The sequence below is a fragment of the Mesorhizobium sangaii genome (assembly GCF_014207355.1).
Lineage (GTDB): Bacteria > Pseudomonadota > Alphaproteobacteria > Rhizobiales > Rhizobiaceae > Mesorhizobium > Mesorhizobium sangaii.
On the sequence record NZ_JACHEF010000005.1, the window covers coordinates 175441 to 195695 of the forward strand.

General features: G+C 64.1%; 19 protein-coding genes. 10 read left to right on the plus strand and 9 right to left on the minus strand.

Going from position 1 to position 20255, the window contains the following annotated elements:
* The first annotated feature begins 71 nt into the window (after positions 1–71).
* The 8 genes from HNQ71_RS23555 to HNQ71_RS23590 all read left to right on the plus strand — a co-directional run bounded on the left by HNQ71_RS23555 (position 72) and on the right by HNQ71_RS23590 (position 7153).
* Entirely contained in the window at positions 72–515 is a 444-nt protein-coding gene (locus HNQ71_RS23555; RefSeq protein ID WP_184875027.1) for an SRPBCC family protein, read from the plus strand.
* A gap of 12 nt (positions 516–527) precedes the next feature.
* Positions 528–1322, plus strand: coding sequence for an FAD binding domain-containing protein (locus HNQ71_RS23560; protein ID WP_184875028.1), 795 nt, complete (start codon positions 528–530; stop codon positions 1320–1322).
* Between the two features lie 61 nt (positions 1323–1383).
* Positions 1384–1866 carry a (2Fe-2S)-binding protein gene (locus tag HNQ71_RS23565; RefSeq protein ID WP_184875029.1) on the plus strand — a complete coding sequence of 161 codons (483 nt, stop codon included), beginning with the start codon at positions 1384–1386 and terminating at the stop codon, positions 1864–1866.
* An 11-nt stretch (positions 1867–1877) separates the two neighbouring features.
* On the plus strand, positions 1878–3245 hold the full coding sequence (locus HNQ71_RS35555; RefSeq protein ID WP_184875030.1) for a xanthine dehydrogenase family protein molybdopterin-binding subunit: 1368 nt from the start codon (positions 1878–1880) through the stop codon (positions 3243–3245).
* Between the two features lies 1 nt (position 3246).
* Complete coding sequence (locus HNQ71_RS35560) at positions 3247–4251, plus strand: xanthine dehydrogenase family protein molybdopterin-binding subunit (RefSeq protein WP_184875031.1); 1005 nt, start codon at positions 3247–3249, stop codon at positions 4249–4251.
* Between the two features lie 9 nt (positions 4252–4260).
* A complete protein-coding gene (locus HNQ71_RS23580) occupies positions 4261–5142 on the plus strand; it encodes an AAA family ATPase (RefSeq protein ID WP_184875032.1) in 882 nt (293 codons plus the stop codon).
* Positions 5143–5147: 5 nt separating this feature from the next.
* The gene (locus HNQ71_RS23585; RefSeq protein WP_246462072.1) at positions 5148–6266 is read left to right on the plus strand and encodes a vWA domain-containing protein; all 1119 of its coding nucleotides are present in this window, start codon (positions 5148–5150) and stop codon (positions 6264–6266) included.
* Positions 6266–7153 carry an amidohydrolase family protein gene (locus HNQ71_RS23590; protein WP_184875033.1) on the plus strand — a complete coding sequence of 296 codons (888 nt, stop codon included), beginning with the start codon at positions 6266–6268 and terminating at the stop codon, positions 7151–7153. Before HNQ71_RS23585 ends, HNQ71_RS23590 begins: the two co-directional genes overlap by 1 nt.
* Before the next feature lie 45 nt (positions 7154–7198).
* On the opposite strand, the gene HNQ71_RS23595 is transcribed toward HNQ71_RS23590, so the two are convergent.
* From HNQ71_RS23595 to HNQ71_RS23630, 8 genes are all read right to left on the minus strand, one after another.
* The gene (locus HNQ71_RS23595; RefSeq protein ID WP_184875034.1) at positions 7199–7729 is read right to left on the minus strand and encodes a GNAT family N-acetyltransferase; all 531 of its coding nucleotides are present in this window, start codon (positions 7727–7729) and stop codon (positions 7199–7201) included.
* A 30-nt stretch (positions 7730–7759) separates the two neighbouring features.
* A complete protein-coding gene (locus HNQ71_RS23600) occupies positions 7760–8167 on the minus strand; it encodes a carboxymuconolactone decarboxylase family protein (RefSeq protein WP_184875035.1) in 408 nt (135 codons plus the stop codon).
* 153 nt (positions 8168–8320) lie between these two features.
* Positions 8321–9817 (minus strand): sugar ABC transporter ATP-binding protein, encoded by a 1497-nt coding sequence (locus HNQ71_RS23605; protein ID WP_184875036.1) that lies wholly within the window; start codon positions 9815–9817, stop codon positions 8321–8323.
* Entirely contained in the window at positions 9817–10872 is a 1056-nt protein-coding gene (locus HNQ71_RS23610) for an SMP-30/gluconolactonase/LRE family protein (RefSeq protein ID WP_184875037.1), read from the minus strand. The genes HNQ71_RS23605 and HNQ71_RS23610 overlap by 1 nt, the downstream gene beginning before the upstream one ends.
* Positions 10869–12992: an ABC transporter permease gene (locus HNQ71_RS23615; protein WP_184875038.1), complete on the minus strand. Its 2124-nt coding sequence runs from the start codon at positions 12990–12992 to the stop codon at positions 10869–10871. The genes HNQ71_RS23610 and HNQ71_RS23615 overlap by 4 nt, the downstream gene beginning before the upstream one ends.
* A 74-nt stretch (positions 12993–13066) precedes the next feature.
* Entirely contained in the window at positions 13067–14092 is a 1026-nt protein-coding gene (locus HNQ71_RS23620) for a sugar ABC transporter substrate-binding protein (RefSeq protein WP_184875039.1), read from the minus strand.
* A gap of 61 nt (positions 14093–14153) precedes the next feature.
* Positions 14154–15140: an ABC transporter permease gene (locus HNQ71_RS23625; RefSeq protein WP_184875040.1), complete on the minus strand. Its 987-nt coding sequence runs from the start codon at positions 15138–15140 to the stop codon at positions 14154–14156.
* 270 nt (positions 15141–15410) lie between these two features.
* On the minus strand, positions 15411–16844 hold the full coding sequence (locus HNQ71_RS23630) for a DHA2 family efflux MFS transporter permease subunit (RefSeq protein ID WP_184875041.1): 1434 nt from the start codon (positions 16842–16844) through the stop codon (positions 15411–15413).
* Between the two features lie 118 nt (positions 16845–16962).
* On the opposite strand from HNQ71_RS23630, the gene HNQ71_RS23635 reads away from it, so the two are divergent.
* Together HNQ71_RS23635 and HNQ71_RS23640 are read left to right on the plus strand one after the other, a co-directional pair.
* Positions 16963–17964 carry an ornithine cyclodeaminase family protein gene (locus tag HNQ71_RS23635; RefSeq protein WP_184875042.1) on the plus strand — a complete coding sequence of 334 codons (1002 nt, stop codon included), beginning with the start codon at positions 16963–16965 and terminating at the stop codon, positions 17962–17964.
* Positions 17961–19478, plus strand: a complete 1518-nt coding sequence (locus HNQ71_RS23640) for an HAL/PAL/TAL family ammonia-lyase (RefSeq protein ID WP_184875043.1) — start codon at positions 17961–17963, stop codon at positions 19476–19478. Before HNQ71_RS23635 ends, HNQ71_RS23640 begins: the two co-directional genes overlap by 4 nt.
* Here the strand turns inward: HNQ71_RS23640 and HNQ71_RS23645 are convergent.
* Positions 19443–20243, minus strand: coding sequence for a 3-methyl-2-oxobutanoate hydroxymethyltransferase (locus HNQ71_RS23645; protein ID WP_184875044.1), 801 nt, complete (start codon positions 20241–20243; stop codon positions 19443–19445). The genes HNQ71_RS23640 and HNQ71_RS23645 overlap by 36 nt on opposite strands.
* Positions 20244–20255: the final 12 nt, after the last annotated feature.

The following is a 20255-nucleotide window of genomic DNA, read 5'->3' on the forward strand; positions in this document are numbered from 1 at the left end:
GCATTGATAAGCGCCTTTGACTTGGCCGCCCTACCCTTGCCCAACTGCCGCATCTGCAAGGGGACATCCATATGGCGAACGTCACCATCTCCAGCGTCATCGACGCACCGGTCGAACAGGTCTGGGCGCGCATTCGCGACTTTAACGGCCTGCCAGGCTGGCACCCGCGAATGGTGGAAAGCCATATCGAGGACGGCAAGGACGCCTCGACGATCGGCTGCGTGCGCAATTTCCAGCTCGCCAGCGGCGCCCGCATTCGCGAAAAGCTGCTCGACTTCTCCGACAACAATTTCCTCGTCAGCTACTCGATCTTGGAGACACCGCAGCCGCTCACCAACCACAAGGCGACGCTGCAGCTGCGACGCGTGACCGATGGCGACCGAACCTATGCCGAATGGACCGCCAGCTTCGACGCGGCGCCCGAGGAAGCCGGCAAGCTGGCCGAGGGCATGGGCGCCAACGTCTTCCAGGGCGGCTTCAATGCCCTGAAGAGCCATTTCGCCGGCCAGAGCTGAGGGAGCCCGGCTATGGCGCTAGCACTGCACACTTTTGCGACGGTGAAGGAGGCCAACGCGGCGCTGAAATCCCGGGGCAGCCGCTATCTCGGAGGCGGCACGCTGGTCGTGCGCGCCGCCAATGAAGGCGATGTTTCCGTCTCCAGCCTGATCCGTTCGACCGAGCCGTCGCTTTCATCGATTGCCGTCACCGACAGCAAGGTCCGCATTGGCGCTTCAGTGACCATGGCGGCGATCGCTCGTCATCCGGACCTCAGCTTCCTTACCAAGGCCGCGAGCGCCGTCGGCGGCCCAGCGGTCCGCAACATGGCGACCGTTGGCGGCAATCTGTTCGCACCGGCGCCCTATGGCGACTTTGCCGTTGCCCTGCTGGCGCTCGATGCCACGGTTGGCACCGATGATGGCGAAACGCCGATCGAAACCTTCCTGGCCGGGCGCGACACCAACCGTGCCATAGTCACTTCGGTCGCTTTCGCGCTTCCGAAGGCAGACGGCTTTCGCTTCCTGAAAGTGTCGCGTGTCAAGCCGAAGGGGGTCTCGGTGCTCAGCATCGCCGCCGTGCTTGAGCTGGCCGGCGACGGCGCTGTGTCCTCGGCACGGATCGCGCTCGGCTGCATGGCAGACCGGCCAATGCGCGCCAAGGCTGCGGAAAAAGCGCTGATCGGCAAAAGCCTGACCAAGGACGGCATCGCGCCGGCGCTCGCCGCGGGCAACGAAGGCACCTCGCCCATCACCGATCCGATCGCCAGCGCCTGGTATCGCAACGAAGTTCTGCCGGTGCATCTCGGCCGGCTGCTGCTGACCTGAAAACACCCGTTGGGGGGCGCGCGTCTGTCCGATCATTCGGGCAGGCGCGCAAGGAGGAAACATGGCAAAGGTCCCGGTCCAGTTCACGCTCAACGGTTCTGAAAAGGCCGAATTCATCGACAGCGGCACGACCCTGCTTCACGCGCTGCGCGACAAGATCGGCGACACGTCGCCGAAAGGCGGCTGTCACCAGGGCACCTGCGGCGCCTGTTCGGTCATCATCGACGGCGAGCTCCGGCTGTCCTGCCTGACACTGGCCGAGACCTGCAATGGAGCCGTTATCACGACGACGTCAGGGCTTTCGGAGGGCGGCGTTCTGCATCCGCTGCAGCACGCCTTCCTCGACACCTTCGCCACGCAATGCGGCTTCTGCACGCCGGGCATGATCATGGCCGCCAAGGTGCTGCTCGACCATAAACCCAATCCCAGTCGCGACGAGGTGGTCGAGGCGCTGTCGGGCAACATCTGCCGCTGCACCGGCTACGAGCCGATCATCCAGGCGGTGCTGCACGCCGCCCGCGCCAATTCGCAGAACGCCGCCTGAGGGAAGCAAACATGGACCTGCGCAAGAGCTACTTCGCCGATGTCCGCAAGGATGATCTGCACGAGATCGGCCAGCCCCGGCCGCGCTCGGATTCACCCGGTCATGTCACCGGCAAGACCGCTTTTTTCGCCGACCGCAATTTCCCCGGCATGCTGCACCTGAAGATGGTGCGCAGCCCGCACCATCACGCCCGCATCCGCTCGATCGATACGTCGGAGGCCGAAAAGCATCCCGGCGTGGTGAAGATCCTCACCGCCAAGGACGTGCCGCACAATGTCTACACCATCCTGATCCTGATCCAGATCGGACCGGAGGACGAGACGGTGCTGGCCGACGGCAAGGTGCGCTGGAAGGGCGAGGCCGTGGTCGCGGTGCTGGCCGAAACCGAGCGCGCCGCGCAAGAGGCCGCTGCCAAGGTCAAGGTCGACTATGAGGTGCTGCCGGCCGTCTTCGACATGGAGGAAGCGCTGAAGCCTGGCGCCCCGCTGGTCAACGAATACCATGGCCAGAATTATTATCTCTATGACAGCGGCGAATGCCGCAAGGTGCGTTTCGGCGACGTCGACGCAGGCTTCGCTGCCGCTGACCATGTGCTGGAGCAGAGCTACCAGTCCTCGCCGATCGAGCATGCGCCGACCGAAACCACCGGCTGCGTGGTGGCGCCCGAAGGCAATGACCGCTTCACCTGCTACACCAACACGCAGGCGATGTTCTTCACCCTCGACAACGCCTCGATCATCCTGCAGATGCCCGGCAACAAATTGCATTTCGTCGGCGGCACCGTCGGCGGCGGCTTCGGCGGCAAGGTCGACGTCATCGTCGAGCCGATCGCCATTCTTGGCGCCAAGCTGACCGGCCGGCCGGTTTCCTTCATCTACAGTCGCGAGGAGGAGATGCAGATCTCCTCGCCGCGCGCCGCCGAAAAGGTCGTCATCAAGGACGGCGTCATGAAGGACGGCCGCATCGTCGCGCGCAAGGTCACCGGCTATACCGATGCCGGCGCCTATTCGCGCCACTCACCCTACGGCGCGCAGAAGGGCGCTGGCCATTATCCCGGGCCCTACACCATCCCCAATGTCTGGATCGACACCTACTGCGTCTACACCAACCGCACGCCCTCCTCGGCCATGCGCGGCTTCGGCGTCACCATTGGCGACTTCGCGCTGGAGGTGCAGATGGACAAGCTGGCGCGGCTGATCGGCATGGATCCGCTCGAGTTCCGCTTCATCAACGCCTATCGTGACGGCGACATGAAGGCGCATCGCCAGCCGACCGAAGGTGCGGCGCTGATCGAGTGCATGCAGGAAGCCTCGCGCGCCGCCAACTGGCCGGTGGCGGAAAAATTCATGGCGATATCCTCCTACGTGAAGGGAGCTTGAGATGGCGATCAGGCTCGGGCGCGGCGTTGCAGCGATCAACTATCCGACTGGCATGAACCTTGGCGGCGACCCGACCCAGGCGCTGGTGCATTCGACGCCGACCGGCAATTTCATGGTGACGCTGTCATCGGTCGATCTCGGCCAGGGCATGAAACAGATCATGGCGCAGATTTGCGCAGAGACCATCGGCGTGCCGACCGACCGCGTCGTCGTCGACACCGCCGACACCGACACCGGCCCGCACTGCATGGGCACCTTCGCCTCGCGCGGCACCCACCGCGCCGGCAATGCCGTCATCCAGGCCGCCAAGGAAGCCCGCCAGGTGATGCTGGAAGTGGCCGCCGAGGAGCTAGAAGTGAACGCCTCCGACCTCGAGACCGACGGACAGGGCAACATCCTGGTCAAGGGCGCGCCGCAAAAATCGATCTCGATCTTCGATGTCGCACTGTCAGCGCATTTCAAGCGCGGCCGCTCGATCTCCGGCCGCGGCATGTTCCTGATCCCGCGCTCCTACCCCGAGAAAGAGACCGGCGCGATGAAGCCGTCGACCTGCTATGCGCATGCCTGCACTGTGGCCGAGGTCGAGGTCGACGACGAAACCGGCGAGGTTACCGTGTTGACGGTAAAGAACATTTTTGAGATCGGCCGTGCGCTGAACCCGAAAATGGTCGAGCAGCAGTTGGTCGGCGGCTCATGGATGGGCATCAGCCACGCGCTCTACGAGACGACCGAGCCCTATTATCCCAACCGCGACCATGGCGGCACCGACTTCAACCAATATCTGATGCCCGGTCCCGGCGATCTTGCGGAGACCGAGATCATCGTGCTGGAGCGGCCGTCGGCCGACGGGCCTTATGGCGCCAAGGGTCCGGGCGAAATGTGCGCCAACCCGCAGATACCAGCGGTTGCCAATGCCGTCTTCGACGCCGTCGGCGTGCGCATCGACACGCTGCCGATCACGCCAGAGCGCATCCTGCGCGCGCTCAAGGCGCAAGCGGCGAACTGAGTGATAGAAATGCCTGAGGTGAACGCCGAGACTGTCGCGACCTCGCCGGAGGCGATGGCGCAGCACCTGGCCGCGACGCGCTATCTGGCCGATGACAGCTTGGCGACCGCCATCTTCCTGGCCATCCGGCTGGGCAAGCCGCTGCTGCTCGAAGGCGCGCCGGGCGTCGGCAAGACGGAAGCAGCCAAGGCGATCGCGCAGCTGCTCGGCCGCGATCTCGTGCGGCTGCAATGCTACGAAGGCATCGACGCTTCGCACGCGCTCTACGAATGGAACTACCAGCGCCAGCTGCTCGCCATCCGCCACGCCGGCGAGCACGAGATCGACATCTATGACGACCGCTTCCTGATCGCCCGGCCGCTGCTGCAGGTGCTGAAGGCGCCGGTGCAGCGCGTGCTGCTGGTCGACGAGATTGACCGTTCGGACCATGAATTCGAGGCGCTGCTTCTGGAATTCCTCTCCGATTTCCAGATCAGCATTCCGGAGCGCGGCACCATCCGCGCCACAACCCAGCCGATCGTCATCCTGACCTCGAACCGCACCCGCGAACTCGCCGAAGCGCTGCGCCGCCGCTGCGTCTACCACTGGATCGGCTATCCCAACGCCGAGCGCGAGGCCGCCATCATCATGCTGCGCGCCGGCGATGTCGCCGAGGCGACGGCGCGCGCGGTGGCGGCAGCCGTGCAGAGCATCCGTGCCCGCCCGCTGGCCAAGCCGCCCGGCATTGCCGAGGCGGTCGAATGGGCCAACGCCGCGACCATTCTGGAAAGGGGCGGCAGCCCGTGGCCCGAAGCGTTCCGCCGTGCCATTGGCGTGCTGATCAAGGACGAAGAAGACCTGACCTACATCGCGCCCGAGCTTGGCCGGATTGTCGAGGAGGCACTGGCGTGAACGCCCTGCCCCGCGCGGCCACGCCGTTCCTCGGCTTCGGCCGGCTGCTGCGCCGCTACGGTTTCGCCGTCGCGCCGGAGCAGGTGTCCGGCTTCATGCAGGCCGTGACATTGCTCGGGCCGCGTTCGATGGCCGATATCCGAGAAGCCGCCCTTGCCACGTTGGCGCCACCACCCGACCGCCGCGACGAATTCGAGGCGCATTTCCAGAGCCATTTCTACGGCAACGCATCTGCCTTGGTCGAAGGCGATGCCGACGAGGAAACCCGCATCAAGGACGATGGTGGCGCGAGCCAGGAAGAGATCGAGGTGATCAGCCGGCAGGAAGGCGGCGAGTTGTCCTCCGGCGCCGAACAGCTGAGCACGCGCGATTTTCAGCGCGACGACGATAGGCTGGCCGCCTTCCGCCGCAAGCTCGCTTCCGCCTTGCCCGCCCGCCGCTCCTTCCGCACCGTGCGCACCCACTCACGCGGCAAGCTCGATTTGCGCCGGTCGCTCCGGGAAATCGTCAGCGCCGACGGCGACGTACCCTCGCCGCTGCTGCGCCGCCGGCAGACTGTGCCGCGCAAGCTGCTGATCCTGATCGACGTCTCCGGTTCGATGAAGCTGCACACAGCCGACTATCTCAAGCTCGCCCATGCCGCCGTGCAAGGTGCTGACCGCGCCGAAATCTTCACCTTCGGCACGCGGCTCACCCGCATCACCGCCGCACTTCGCATTCGCGACCGGGACCAGGCGCTGGCCCGCGCGGCGACGCAGGTCGACGACTGGGACGGAGGCACCCGCATGGGGCCGACGCTGCTCGCTTTCCTGTCGGTGCCACGCTTCTCCGCTTTCGCCCGCGGTGCAGCGGTCGTCATCCTCTCCGACGCGCTGGAGCGCGGCGACCACGTCGAACTGGAGACTGCGATGCGCCGGCTGAGCGCGCGCGCTTTCCGATTGTCTCTTGCAACGCCCCTGGCCGGCGACCCGCGCTTCCGGCCGGCAACGGCGGCACTGCGCGCCATCCTGCCGGTGCTCGACGATCTCATCGACGGCTCGTCGCTCAAGGGCCTCACCGATTTCATCCTGTCGCTCGCCAGTCCAGCCCCGGCGGCGGCGGCAATCTGGAAGAAGGTTTCGTGATGCAGAAAGCAATCGACGCGCATTTCCACATCTGGCGCCAGCAGGACCAGCCCTGGCTGGTCGGGCCGATGGTGCCGCGCATCTTTGGCCCCTATGAGCCGATCCGCCGCGACTACCCGATCGAGGAATTCTTGGCCGACCAGAAGGGTGCCGGCGTCGAAAAAGCCGTCTATGTCCAGACCAACTGGGCCAAGGAGGATTTCGAGAAGGAGGTCGCCTTCCTGCAGAGGACCGCTGACGAGACCGGCTGGCCGCACGCCATCGTCGGCTATACCGACATGACCGTGGACGATATCAGGCCGCAGATCGACCGGTTGAAAAAATATCCGCTGCTGCGCGGCGTGCGCATGCAATTGCACTGGCACGAGACGCCGGCCTTCCGCTTTGCCACTTCGGCCGATCAGGTCATCGACCCCAAGGTGCGGGCGAATGTGCCGCGACTCAGGGATTATGGTCTCTCCTTCGATCTGCAGCTCTTTCCCGCCCAGATGAAGGACGGGCTGACCCTGGTCGGCGAGAACCCCGAGACCAATTTCATCCTCACCCATGCCGGCATGTTGACCGGCATGGAGCCCGAAATCACGGAAGCCTGGAAGGCTGGCCTGCGCACGCTGTCAGCGGCGCCAAATTTCTACGCCAAGCTGTCCGGCCTTGGTACCTTCGTCCATCGCAACGACCCGGCACTGATCGCCTATATCGTCGACAATGCGATCGACATCCTGGGCGCGGATCATCTGATGTTCGGCTCGAACTTCCCGATCGAGAAACTGTGGACCAGCCACGCCGAGCTGATCAAGGCGCATCGCGCGGCGGTGTCAAAGCACGGCGCGAAAGCTGAGGCGGATATTTTCTGGAACACGGCCGAGAGGGTTTATCGGCCGGTATAGCGCGCGCCTTCCAGAAGGTGGGCCGAGCGCCTGTGATGGATCTGCTCACAATGGCCGGCCTAAAACCTGGACCATATGCCGTTTTGCCCCAATGCTGACTGGCCCCGCCGTCCGCACCAGCTCGAAGCCTTGCCCCTGCCAAAATCGAAGAGCCTGCTCATTTTCTGTGATCACGCCGAGCTCCACGCGCTTGACGTTCTGGGATTTCAGCCACCTGAAAAAGTCGTCGCACAGCGCTCGCCCCAACCCTCTTCCGCGAAGTGTTTTGTCGATCATGAACAACGCGATCCACCAACACTCAACTCGCGGATAATTGCGGTCGCAGGCCAGCAAGCCCACGAATTCACCATCGATTGCCTTCATCCCGAATACGAATTTGTCTGCTTCAGTTCGGTTCGGTGGAAAGTTCTCAAATTCCTCCTTTGCAGTGGCAACGTTGGGCGGCTCGCCTCTTTCCAGCACGACATAGTCCGAGCAGCCCTGATACAGCGGCACCAGTCGTGGAGCATCAATTCCAATCAGGCCTTCAATCTCGTAGCCAGAGAGCGAGGTTGGAAATCTGATGCTTTTGTCCATGAAAATTCCAGCCCCGGAAAGCAGCCACCCTCACTTCACCTCGAACTGCGGATCGACCGGGATCTGCATCGCCGTGACCATATGATTGGTCTGCCCGGCGAGCCCAATGATCGACACCAGTTCGCCATGCTGTGCATCGGTCATGCCTTTCGCACGGGCGGCGGCGGTGTGCGAGTGGACGCAATAGGAGCAGCCATTGGCGGTCGACACCGCGATATAGATCATCTCCTTGGTCAATGGATCGATGGCGCTGTCAGCGACCATCACCACCTTCAGCTGTTCCCAGATCCGCTTCAGCGCCGGTGGATCATTGGCCAGCCCGCGCCAGAAATTGTTGACGAAATCGGATTTGCGCGTCGCACGGATGTCGTCGAACACCGCCTTCACAGCCGGGATTTTCTCCACCTCGGTATCGCTCAGAAGTTTCGTCGTGGCCATGGTCTGGTCCTCTTTGTTTCAATCGTCGTGTGAAGTAAATCGGGTCTTGAGCAATCGCAGCCAATCCATTTGCCCGATTCACTTTTTGGCGGGTTGGCGATTCAGATCAGGAAGCCCAGGAAGCCGCCATTTGCAGGCCGGCCTCACCTGAATCTAGTGAACCGCCGCGTACATGATCTTTTCCTCTGTGGCCTCCGCCGGCGAAAACTCTTCGACGATGCGGCCTTGCCGGCAGACCAGGATGCGGTCGGACAGGTTCATGATCTCCGGCAGGTAGGAGGAAATCACGACGACAGCCAAGCCCTCGTCGGCCAGCCGGTTGATGATCTGGTGGATCTCGGCGATCGCGCCGACATCGACGCCGCGCGTCGGTTCGTCGAAGATGACGACGCGCGGCTGCTGCACCAGCCCCTTGCCGATCACCACCTTCTGCTGGTTGCCGCCGGACAGCTCGACGACGCGCGCATTGTCGTTGATCGCCTTGATGTTAAGCGTTTTGGTCCATTCGGCTGACAGCGCGCGCATCTCCTGCTGGTTGATCACCCAGGCCTTTTCGCGGCCCGCCGCCAGCAGCCCGCCGAACAGGTTCTCGGCAATGCCCATCGTCTCGAAGATGCCCTCGCTCTTGCGGTCCTCGGTGACATAGACGATGCCGTCGGCCACGGCCTCGCTCGGCACGAGATAGCGCACTGGCCTGTCATCCAACTCGATCGCCCCGCCACGCAGGAAATCGCGCTTGTAGATGCCGGAGACGATCTTGAAGGTCTCGGTGCGGCCAGAACCGATCAGCCCGAACACGCCGGTGATCTGGCCCTCGAAGATCGAGAACGAATTGTTGCGCACGACATTGCTCATCGAAATGTCCTGCACCGACAGCACCTTCTTGCCGGCCTTGCGCAATTTCGCTTCGTCGCGCTGCCGGTAAATCTGCCCGGACAGTGTTCTCCCGACCATGGCGGCGACGATCCGGTCGCGGTCGAAGGCGGATGTGTCGTCGGTGACAACCAGCTCGCCATCGCGCAGGATGGTGATGCGATCGGCAATCATCAACGCCTCTTCCAGCGCGTGGCTGATGAAGACGATCGACACGCCATTCGCCTTCAGCCGCCGGATCAACGCGAAGAAATGCCGTTTCTCCTCTGGCGTCAGCGTCGCCGTCGGCTCGTCGAAGATGATGACCTCGGCATTGTGGTGGACGGCGCGCGCGATCTCGACCATCTGCCGCTTGGCGGCACCCAGCGTCGACACCATCGCGTTCGGGTCGACGGGAAAGTTGAGGGACTGCAGGAATTGCTGCGCCGAAATGTAGGTGCCACGCAGCCGGTTGAGGAATTTCTCGGTGCCGAGATAGAGGTTCTGCGCCACCGTCATCGACGGCACCAGGCTGGTTTCCTGGAACACCATGGCAATGCCGGCTTCGAGCGCCGCATGCGGCGAGGCGTAGGCAATTTCGGCGCCCTTGTGGAACATTCTGCCGGAGGTGGCGTCGACGACCCCGGCGACGATTTTGGTCAGAGTCGACTTGCCCGCACCGTTCTCGCCGAGCAGCGCGTGGATCTCGCCCTTGCGCAGGTCGAAGCTGACGTTTTTCACCGCGGGCACGCCGCGATAAGTCTTGGTGACATTTTCCAGGCGAATGATCGGTTCCATCAAAAACCTCCCGAGGCGAGGTCGACGGACAACACGCAGTCGCCGCCCCTGGAGGCGATGAACAGAAGGCCGGCCTTTTCGGCAACGCTGCAAATGCCGTGGCGCGTGCCGTTGGCGCGGCTGTGCAGGCTGAATTGCGGCTGCAGCTTCTGGTCGAGCCTTACTACCAGCCCGTAGGAGCGGCTTGGCGACCAAGGCTTGTGGATGCCCATGGTGCGGATGCCGCCGCATTGCAGCGGTTCGAGGAAGCTGCGGCTGGAAGCCAGCGCCGGCGCGATCCAGTAGGCCGGCGGCACCTGCTCGATCATGTCCTGCCGGTAGTGCGTTTCCTGCAGCACGAATTCGATCAGCCGGTTGCGCGGCGCAAACAAGGTCAGCCATGCCCCGCCATCGGCGGTCCGTGACAGCCGTGCGGGATAGCCGGGCAGATGCGCCAGCACCGTCGAGCGGTCGCCGGTCGCGCCGTCGAAGCGGACGAGTTGGTGGCGCCAGCTTTCGCTGACCAGCACATCCCGCCCCATGGGATGGAGCCCATAGGGAAAGGCGATCTCGCCGGCCACCTTGCGGAAGTCGCCGCCCGCCACGTCCCGCTTCCACAGCGAACCGGATGCGCCCATCTTCATCAGGTCGGCGGCCCATTGCGACGGCGCGTGTTCAGCCGAACCATTGGCCAGCCACAGCGTGCCGTCGTCTGCATAGGCAAGTGCGGTGATGCAGCCGATCCCGGCCGGCAGCGAAACCTCCTTACCGGCAATCAACAGCCTGCCGCTCTCCAACCCGACCGTCAGTTCGCCTGATGGCGACAGCGCCAGCGCCGTGACCGGAGATGAAAAGGTCTCGACCACGGTGGACATGGCGCCGGCCGCAATAGCGTGGATGGCATTGCCGCTGGAGGCCAACAGCCTGTCGCTGGAAACCAGCAGATTGTCTGGCTCGGTCATCTCGGCGAAAGCCGGCGCGTCGTCCAGCCGCGTGTTGGGGCGGAAGGCGCCGTCGAGCGGCGGAATGGTCACCGCCTTGCCGCGAAACAGGTCAAGCACCGGATCGAGGATCATGACGCCGCCCCCCAGTAGGAAGCGGGGCTGGTCCAGTTCGGGTCGGCGCCTGATATCTTGTAGCGACCGATGCGGTTGTTGAGGATGCCGCCGACGAACAGATACCCCTTGTGCTCGCGCATCGAGGTGACCATCGGGTGCGCGCCACCGGTGAGGTCGCCCATCGCCTCGACGATGCCGCCCTTTTCGTTGAACTTCACCACGCCGCCGGTGTTGATGTTGGGGAACAGCCATTCATCTTGCGGCAGCCGGCGCGTCATGCGCTTGCGCATGTCGGGGTGGCGCAGCGACAGGTCGAAGCTCGGCGTGCGCATGCCGAGCCACGCCATCCAGTAATTGCCGTCGGAGGCGCGGTTGATGTTGTCGGGGTAGCCCGGCATGTCGCGGATGACGCATTCGGCGGTATCCGCCTTCGGCCCTTCCAGCCAGTAGCGGTGCACGCGACAGGCCCAGCTTTCGGCGAAGAACAGCGACTTGCCATCATGCGCCATGCACACGCCGTTGGTGTAGCGGTAGCCGTCGAGCAGGGTCTTGGTCGAACCGTCCTTCGGGTCGTAGACCAGCAGCCGGCCGGTGGCACGGTTCTCGATCGAATCCAGCGCCCAGTCATGGGCGTCGTAACGCTTGGTCGAGTCGGTGAAATAGATACGGCCGTCGGGTGCCACGTCGCAGTCGTTGGGATCGCGCATCCGCGCATCGTCGACGATCGAGGTCCAGGAGCGCGAGGTCTCGGCCGATAGGCGTTTCACCTCCCGATCCGGCGACACGGAATAGAGCCCCATGGCGCCGACACAGCTGATCAGGTTGCCTGATTTGTCGAAGGCTAGGCCGAGCGGAAAGCCGCCAATATGGGCAAACACTTCCGACCTGACATAGTCCGGCGCGAAGAAGCGGATGATCTCGCCATGGCGCGTACCGCAATAGAGATTGTCGTCGCGGTCGAGGATGACATCCTCCGGCCCTTCCAGTTCGCCAAGCCCGATATGGTCAGCTTCTGACAATCGATTATCGAGTTCGTATGGCGTGCCCGAACCGGGTGCCGCCGACTGGGTCGCGCCCATCCTGAGGTAGACCGGCGCGACATAGACTTCGTTCAGCACCTTGTGCCGGTTCTTCAGCCAGCGGATGTCGATGGTCACCGCCACCGCCAGCATGATGCCGAGCACCATCTGGTTGGTTCCGGTGCCATAGCCCAGCCGGATCAGCCCGTTGGTCATGGTCAAGACGATGATGGCGCCCATCAGCCCCTTGACCACCGAGCCGCGCCCACCGCCCAAGCTGACGCCGCCGACCACGGCCGCCGTCAGCGCCATGATCTCGAGATTGAGGCCGGTGCCCGGCCCTGCCCCGCTCAGGCGGCAAGCGATGAGAAAGCCGCCGATCGAGGCGCAGAAGCCGGAGAAGACATAGGTCATGAACACGGTGCGGCGCACCCGAATGCCGGCATTATGGGCCGAACGCCTGGAGCCGCCGACCGCCAGCACATGCCAGCCCGGCCGCGAACGCGTCAGCGCGATATGGGTGACGATCGCCAGGATGATGGCCAGCCAGACCGAGACCGACAGGCCCCAGAAGGTGCTGTCGCCGATGAAGTCGAGCACATCCGACGTCGCCGTCGAGAGCTGCACGTCGGCGGCATAGGTGGTGACCAGGATGTCGAACAGCGCCCGCCCGAAGATGAAGGTGACCAGCGTGGTGAGAAAGGCGCGCAGGCGGAGATAGCCGACGAGATAGCCATTGATGGCGCCGAAGACGAGGCCGGTGGCAAGCGAAGCGGCCAGCGCCAGCCAGATCGACTGTTCGAGGATGAAGAAGACATAGACGGCGGAAAAGCAGGACAGCGCGAAGATCGAACCGACCGACAGGTCGATGCCACCACCCAGCATCACCACCGTCATGCCGGTGACCACCATCGAGAATTCGCCGAGCTGGCGGGTCGATTCCTGCAGCGAGGTCAGCTTGAAGAAGCCCGGAATGACCGAGCCGAAGGTCGCTAACGTCGCCACCAGCGCCAGGAACGGAATGGCGTTGTCGGTCCAGCGCTTGGTCAGGATCTCGCCGACAAGATGATCGGGCACGAGATTGTAGCGCCAGGACTGGAGGCGTTCACGAAAGGACATTGGCTGCCGTGGCTCAAGAGAAAGAGGTGGCCGAACTGATCCGGCCACCTCGTGAATTTATTCGAAGGCGTGGCTTACTTCGCCGCCGCTTCGGCTTGCAGCGCCTTCAGGTCCCAGCAGCTGTCGGGCTTGAGGTCGGCCTTGGTCGTCGCCTTCTCCAGCGTGTAGATGTAGGTGTGCGAGGTGCCGGCCGGCTGGCCGCTCTGCAGCAGGAACTTGATGATGGCGTTCATGTCGCCCGACTGGCGGGCAAGCTCGGTCATCACCACGGCGCCATAGGTGCCGTCCTGCAGCTTGTCGCAGTCGGCAGCCTTTTCCCCGCCTCCGGTGGTGACCAGGAACACCTTGCCCTCGAGCTTAGCGTCGCGGATCGCTGCGGACGCGCCGGTGGCGTCACCATCCCAGAAATCGATGATCGAGCAAATGTCCGGGTTCTGTTGCAGCATCGTCGTCGTCACGTTGCGCGAGGTCGTCGCATCCCAGTTGGAGTCGGGCTTGGCCACCACCTTGAAGTCGGGATGCTTGTCCAGCACCTTCATGATGCCGGCATACTGATATAGGCTGGAGGAGTTCGCCTGGTCGCCCTGCACCAGGCCGATCTTCTTCGACGAGTTTTCGCCGCAGCCCTTGATCGCCGCTTCGGCCTCGAGCTGCCCAAGCCGGTCCCAGTCGCTGCCGACAAAGGCATCAGCCGGGAAGTTGGCCGGATTGTCGACCAGGAGCACATAGGTGCCGGCCGCCTGCGCCTTCTTCATCAGCTTGGAATAGGAGTTGAGGTCCGGCGCATGGATGATCAGCACGTCCGGCCGGGTGTCGGACGAGATGGCGTCGGTGATCGCCTGCGCGCCGGCATCGACCACCCAGTTCGGATCGCGCGTTTCGAACACGCCGCCCCAGGCCTCGACTTCGGTCTTCAGATAGTGCGCCCAGCCCTGCGCCAAGTCGAACCCCATCGCCAGCGGCACCAGCATGACGCGCTTACCCTTCAGCGCCTGCGCATAGGCCGCCGGGCCCGGATCGTCGGCGGCGAAGGTCGGCGCCACGAAGGCGGTAACGGCGAGCGCCGTTGCAGCGGCCATAAGTGTCTTGATCAGTCTCATGTCACGTCCTCTGGTTCGGTTTTCATTTGCCGGCCGATCGTCGCGATCGCGCCGGGTACCCCTAAATGTCGCCCTGTTGCGCGGTCTGTTCGTCGCGCGGATTGATGATGCCGTCGACGATGATGGCGCCGAGCAGGATCGCCGCCTTGATCAGGTTCTGGTAGAGCAGCGGGATATCGATGATGGTCATGGCGTTGAGCAGGATGCCGATCAGCGCCGCCCCGACCAGCACATTGCGCACCCCGCCCCGCCCGCCGGACAGGCCGATGCCGCCGATCACCGCCACCAACACGATGTCGTAGAGCAGCGTCGAGTTGACGACGCGGGTGTTGATCGAATGCAGGCTGGCCGCCGTCAGCAGGCCGGCGATGAACGCGACGAAGGCGGACAGCACATAGCGCAGCACCAGCATCGGCCGCACCGGAATGCCTATGTTGCGCGCCGCGACCGGATTGTCGCCGGCGAAATAGATGTAGCGGCCCCATTTGGTGTAGCGCAGGAACAGGAAGATCAGGAAAGCCAGGCCGGCGAAGACGAATACCTCGACGGGAATGTCGAGGAAGCGCAGGCCGCCGAGCAGCTCGACCCAATGGCCCTGCGGCACCGGCACGGCATCCTGCGTGATCAGTTGCGAGCGCACATAGCCGAAGACGAAGGAGCCCGTCGCCAGCGTCACGAAAATCGCCGGTACATCGGCATAGGCGACGAGGAAGCCGTTGAGCAGGCCGATCGCGAGTACGCCGGCCAGCACATAGGCGAAGGCCAGCCCGTCCGGCGTTCCTGAATTCAGGAGTTGCAGATACCAGGCGACAGACATTGCCATGATCGCAACGGCCGAGAGGTCGATGCCTCGGCCGATGATCACGACAGCCATGCCTAGCGCCAGTATGCCGAGCACCGACACCGAGCGGACAATGGCGACGAGATTGTTGGGGTCGATGAAGCCCGGCAGGCCGAAGGCAGCGGCAACGAACAGCACCACCGCAATGGCAAAGACGATGCCTTCCTGATTCAGGCTCCTGAAATTCGGCCAGCCGATCGCGCTCATGTCTGCTTACGCCCCCGAATGGCAGCGCTGCCATCCCACGGAAAGCTAATCGGCTCAGCGCCGGTTCGTCAAATGAATCCGCGTTCAGAACCTCGCTCGGCGGCGATATTCATCGAGTGGACGCATCGATTGCCAAAACTGGCGCAATGCGTGGAAAAGGCTGGATTTTTAGCAATTGGTTGCGCCATTGCGATCGCTTGCGAAAGCACCGCACCAAAGCGGAAGGGACGGAGCAGAATTTATCTCCGCATCAGGTGGGAAAATTCGATTTCAGTTCCCCGGTGCGTGACCGGAAACCTCGGCGCCCGCACCTGGCGGCAGCGCGAGGAAACGCAACGCCGCCACCAGCCCGATGGCGCCGATGGCGAGGAAAGCGATTCGAAAATCGACGAGGTCGAGCGCCGGGCGGTCCCTGGCGATCTGCGACAGATTGAGGATCACCGCCGCGACCGCGACGCCGAACAGCATCGCCACTTGCTGGAGCATGCTGGACAGTGTCGCCGCCGAGCTACGCTGCGCTGCGTCGATATCGGCGAAGGCCAGCGTGTTGAGGGCGGTGAACTGCATCGAGCGCGACAGGCCGGCGATCAGCATCAGCACAATCACCAGCGCTTGCGGCGTCTGCGGTGAGATCGCCGCGCACGCCATGATCGACGCCGAGGCGATCAGGCCGTTGATGACAAGCACAGAACGAAAGCCGAAGCGACGCAGCGTCGGCGTCGTCACCATCTTCATGCCGAGTTTGCCGACGAAATAGGCCAGGATCATCATGCCGGCATCGACGGGGCTGAGACCGAAGGCGACCTGGAACAGCAGCGGCAACAGGAACGGCGTCGCGTTGATCGCCACCCGGAAAATGGTGCCGGCGGCGAGCGTCGAGATGGCGAAGGTCAGCACCTTGAACGACGAGAGGTCAAGCAGCGGATGTGGCGCACGCCTGAGATGGCGCACCGCCAGCCAGCCGATGACGATGCCGGCAGCGATCAACAGCACCGTCGGCAGGACACCGTCTTCCGGATGCGCGATGCGTTCGAGCCCGTACAGGACGCAAGCAAGTCCCGCCGATGTCAGGAAAAAGCCCGGCCAGTCGAGCGGCTTGGGATCGGCCTCGCGGCCGCCAGGAATGAACCGGGCGACCAGCGCCAGCCCGATCACGCCGAGCGGGATGTTGATGAAGAAATTCCAGTGCCAGGACAGATAGGTGGTGATGAAGCCGCCCAGCACCGGCCCGACCACCGGCGCGAACAGCGCCGGCCAGGTGATCAGCGCGGTGGCGTTGAGCAGCTCGGACTTCGATGCATTGCGCAAGACGAGAATGCGGCCGACCGGGGTCATCAGTGCGCTGCCCAGCCCTTGCACGACACGTGCGGCGACGAACTGGGTGAGGTTTTGCGAGAAGCCGCAGGCGAGCGAGGCCAGCGTGAAAAGGATGATTGCCAGCAGGAAGATGTTGCGCGCACCGAAGCGGTCGGCGAGCCAGCCAGACAGCGGCACGAACACCGCCATGGTCAGCATGTAGGCGGTGATGCCGATGCTCATCGCCACCGCCGGCACGCCGAAGGAAGCGCCCATCTGCGGCAGCGATGTCGAGATGATCGTCGAATCCAGCAATTGCATGAAAAAGGCGATGGCGACGATCAGTGCAACGCGCCGCGCATTGGTGGCCGTTTCGGGTAAGGCTTCAGTGTCGGGAATGGCAGTCATGACGGAACCGGTTTGAACAGCAATTAGCCGGGCACGTCCATAGACGGCGCAACAAACTTTCGTGTCGCGTCACGGCCTGTTATGGATGAGAGGCGACCGGGGAAAGTGCACGCAGCAGATGAAACCCATCTATATCGACTATCTCAATGCTTTCGACATCGACGCCCTTGCCATGACCGATGGTGAAATCATCGCCGCCGTCGAGGCCGGCCTGGTGGCGCAAGGCAATGGCCAGACAGTGATCGAGCCGCGCGTTCATCTCGAGCCGGACCCGTCCTTCCATGGCCATTTCAATGTCTTGCGCGGCTACGTCGCGCCGCTCGACACCGCCGGCGTCAAGATCGTCGGCGACTATGTCGACAACTACCTGCACGGCCTGCCCTCCGAATTCGGTATCCTCAATCTGTTCGATCCGCGCACCGGCACGCCGCGCGCTATCCTCGATGCCACCGTCATCACCGACATGCGCACCGGTGCCGTCACCGCCATCGGCGCCAAGCATCTGGCGCGCAGGGGCTCAAAAGTGCTGGCCCATATCGGCGCGCGCGGCACCGCCTACTGGAACGTGCGCCTGCTCGACCATCTCTTCGATTTCGACGAGATCCGAGTCCATTCGCGCCGCCCGGCAAGCCGCGACGGTTTCGCTGCAAAACTCTCCGCCGATCTCGGCAAGCCGGTGACCGCTGTGGCCGACTGGAAGCGCTGCGTCGAAGGCGCCGACATTGTCGTCGAGGCCTCGCGGCTGCCGGAACCGCAGCCCTTGTTGAAGACCGAATGGATAAAGCGCGGCGCGCTGGTGGTGCCCTATGGCACGATGAGCGCGGTGGAGCTGTCGCTGACCGACATCATGCAGAAGATGGTTGTCGACGATTGGGGCCAGTGCAAGGGCGGCAAGTTCGGCTCGCTGCGCGCCCATGTCGAGACCGGGCGGCTGAGTGAAAAAACGCTTCATGCCGAGCTTGGCCAGATTGCCGCCGGTCTCAAGGCCGGGCGAGAGAATGACGGCGAGACAATCCTTTTCTGGCACCGTGGCCTGTCGCTGTCCGACATCGCATTGGGCAAGGCGATGCTGGCCAAAGCGCAGGCGCAAGGCATCGGCCAGCGGCTGCGCTTCGCATGAGTGCGCTCGTCCTCACCGGAGCCGGCGTCGGCACTGCGGATGTCGCCACGGTGGCCCGCGAAGCGCGCAAGGTGGAGGTCCGACCCGATGTCCTCGGCAGGCTGCAGAAGGCGCGGACAGTGCTCGACCAGGCCGCCGCCTCCGGCCAGCAGATCTATGGCCTCAACACCGGGCTCGGCGCCAATCTCGGCACGACGGTCGAGGGCGATGCCAGCGCCTTCCAGCGCCAGCTGCTGGAAGGACGCAGCGGCGCGGTCGGCGAAGCGCTGCCGGTCGAGACCGTGCGGGCAACTATGTTTGCCCGCGCGGCGATGCTTTCAACGGGAGGCTCCGGGCTTTCGCCCACCGTGTTTGTCGCTTTGGTCGACGCGCTCAATGCCGGTGTCCACCCGGTCATGCCGTCGCTCGGCTCGATCGGCGCCGGCGATCTGGTGCTGATGACGGCGCTGGCCCGCCTGCTGACCGGCGAAGGCGACGCCGACTATCAGGGCCGGCGCATGCCGGCAGCCAAGGCGTTGATGATGGCCCGCCTCGTCCCCATCAGCCTGGCGCCCAAGGACGGGCTGTCGCTGATTAACGCTTCGGCTGTTTCAGCGGGCAGCGGTGCGCTGGTGGTGACGGATGCGCTGTCCGCCCTTGCCCAGCAGCACCAGGCCGGCGCGCTGACCATGGAAGGTATCGGCGCCAATCGCACCATCCTCGACCCGCGCCTGCATATGGCGCGGCCGGCGGCCGGCCAGCAGGAGGCGGCCAAGGTCTTGCACGATCTGCTCGCCCGCGACGAGGCGCCGGCGCCGACCACCTTGCAAGATCCCCTGTCGATCCGCTGCATGCCCTCGATCCATGGCGCTCTGATCGAGGCGCTCGGTCAGGCGAAGCGGGGCGTCGAGATTGAGCTCAATGCCGCCGCCGACAACCCGCTGGTGCTTAGCGACGACGAGCTTGTGCTGTCGACCGGCAATTTCCACACTGCCTCGCTGTCGCTCGCCTTCGAAACGCTCGGCCTGGCGATCGCCCAGTGTGCCGCGGCGAGCGCCGCCCGCTTCATTCAGCTCACGGGCTCCGGCCGCAACGGCCTGCCGAAATATCTGTCGCCGGTCGGCGGCGCCTCGGCCGGCTTCGTGCCGCTGCAGAAGACGGCGACGTCGATCCTGGCCGCCATCCGCCACAGGGCCAATCCGGTGATGCTGGATTTCTTAGCCGTCTCGGAAGGCGTCGAGGACCATGCCACGCAGACACCTCTGGCCGTCGCGAAATGCGCCGCGATGATTACACTGTGGCGGCGGCTGATCGCCTTTGAGCTGCTGGCGGCGGCACAGGCGGTCGACCTGCGCGACGGGCTCACCCTTGCGCCCCGCACCGCCACTGTTCATACGGCGATACGCGCGCTGGTCCCTGTCCTAAAGGAAGACCGGCCGCTCGGCATCGACGCCGAAGCGCTCTACGCCGCGCTCGCCAATGGGCCCTGGCCGGTGACCTTACGCCCGGCCGACCTTGTCCAGGAAAAGTCGTAGCTCATCGGGGTCCATGTGCACGACGTGCCTGTCCTCGGGATAGGCCAGACTGTTGACGTCGGCGACATATTCGGAGAACGCCGCGATGCGCTCGGCTTGCAGGCGGTCATATTCGGCGGCGAAATTGCGATAGACCTTGGAGTGGCGGGGCATGTGGCCACGGTTCTGGCCGAGAATGTCGTCGGCAAACAGATATTGCGCGTCGCAGCCGGTGCCCGCCCCCATCGACAGCATGATCAGCGACGTCCGCTCCGAGATCGCCTTTGCCACCTCGACCGGCACCACTTCGATCTCGGCGCCGATGGCGCCGGCAGCCTCAAGTTGCTTCACCGCTGCGAAGACCTCCATGGCCGTGTCCGCGGTCTTGCCGACCGCCTTGAAGCCGCCCGTCCAGGTGGCACGTGACGGGATGAGACCGACGTGACCGATGACCGGGATGGCATCATCGGCCATCCGCTTGATCGTGGGGTAGCCGGCGCTGCAATAGACCGCGTCGGCGCCAGCCTTGTAGAGTCGGAAAGCCCAGCGCAGGAAATCGTCCGCCGTGCCGATCTCGAAGAAATTCTCCCCCGGCATGGTGAACAGGCTGGGGGCTGCGTCGCGGTATTGCGGGTTGAGCACCAGATCGGGCGGCACCGAGACGATGTCGACCCCTGCCCGTTCGGCGGCCTCGGCCTCGTCCATCGTCAACACGCGCAGCATGGTCAGCTGGCGCTTGCCCTTCATGGCGCGCAGGTCCGCCACCGTTGGTCTTTTTCGGCTCATCGAAAGAATTCC

Coding starts and splice junctions, on each gene's coding strand:
- HNQ71_RS23590 (WP_184875033.1), top strand. CDS start 6,266: ATGCAGAAAGCAATCGACGCGCATTTCCACATCTGGCGCCAGCAGGAC.
- HNQ71_RS23555 (WP_184875027.1), top strand. CDS start 72: ATGGCGAACGTCACCATCTCCAGCGTCATCGACGCACCGGTCGAACAG.
- HNQ71_RS23560 (WP_184875028.1), top strand. CDS start 528: ATGGCGCTAGCACTGCACACTTTTGCGACGGTGAAGGAGGCCAACGCG.
- HNQ71_RS23565 (WP_184875029.1), top strand. CDS start 1,384: ATGGCAAAGGTCCCGGTCCAGTTCACGCTCAACGGTTCTGAAAAGGCC.
- HNQ71_RS23620 (WP_184875039.1), bottom strand. CDS start 14,092: ATGAGACTGATCAAGACACTTATGGCCGCTGCAACGGCGCTCGCCGTT.
- HNQ71_RS35560 (WP_184875031.1), top strand. CDS start 3,247: ATGGCGATCAGGCTCGGGCGCGGCGTTGCAGCGATCAACTATCCGACT.
- HNQ71_RS23610 (WP_184875037.1), bottom strand. CDS start 10,872: ATGATCCTCGATCCGGTGCTTGACCTGTTTCGCGGCAAGGCGGTGACC.
- HNQ71_RS23640 (WP_184875043.1), top strand. CDS start 17,961: ATGAGTGCGCTCGTCCTCACCGGAGCCGGCGTCGGCACTGCGGATGTC.
- HNQ71_RS23625 (WP_184875040.1), bottom strand. CDS start 15,140: ATGAGCGCGATCGGCTGGCCGAATTTCAGGAGCCTGAATCAGGAAGGC.
- HNQ71_RS23645 (WP_184875044.1), bottom strand. CDS start 20,243: ATGAGCCGAAAAAGACCAACGGTGGCGGACCTGCGCGCCATGAAGGGC.
- HNQ71_RS23635 (WP_184875042.1), top strand. CDS start 16,963: ATGAAACCCATCTATATCGACTATCTCAATGCTTTCGACATCGACGCC.
- HNQ71_RS23600 (WP_184875035.1), bottom strand. CDS start 8,167: ATGGCCACGACGAAACTTCTGAGCGATACCGAGGTGGAGAAAATCCCG.
- HNQ71_RS23605 (WP_184875036.1), bottom strand. CDS start 9,817: ATGGAACCGATCATTCGCCTGGAAAATGTCACCAAGACTTATCGCGGC.
- HNQ71_RS23630 (WP_184875041.1), bottom strand. CDS start 16,844: ATGACTGCCATTCCCGACACTGAAGCCTTACCCGAAACGGCCACCAAT.
- HNQ71_RS23615 (WP_184875038.1), bottom strand. CDS start 12,992: ATGTCCTTTCGTGAACGCCTCCAGTCCTGGCGCTACAATCTCGTGCCC.
- HNQ71_RS23595 (WP_184875034.1), bottom strand. CDS start 7,729: ATGGACAAAAGCATCAGATTTCCAACCTCGCTCTCTGGCTACGAGATT.
- HNQ71_RS23580 (WP_184875032.1), top strand. CDS start 4,261: ATGCCTGAGGTGAACGCCGAGACTGTCGCGACCTCGCCGGAGGCGATG.
- HNQ71_RS35555 (WP_184875030.1), top strand. CDS start 1,878: ATGGACCTGCGCAAGAGCTACTTCGCCGATGTCCGCAAGGATGATCTG.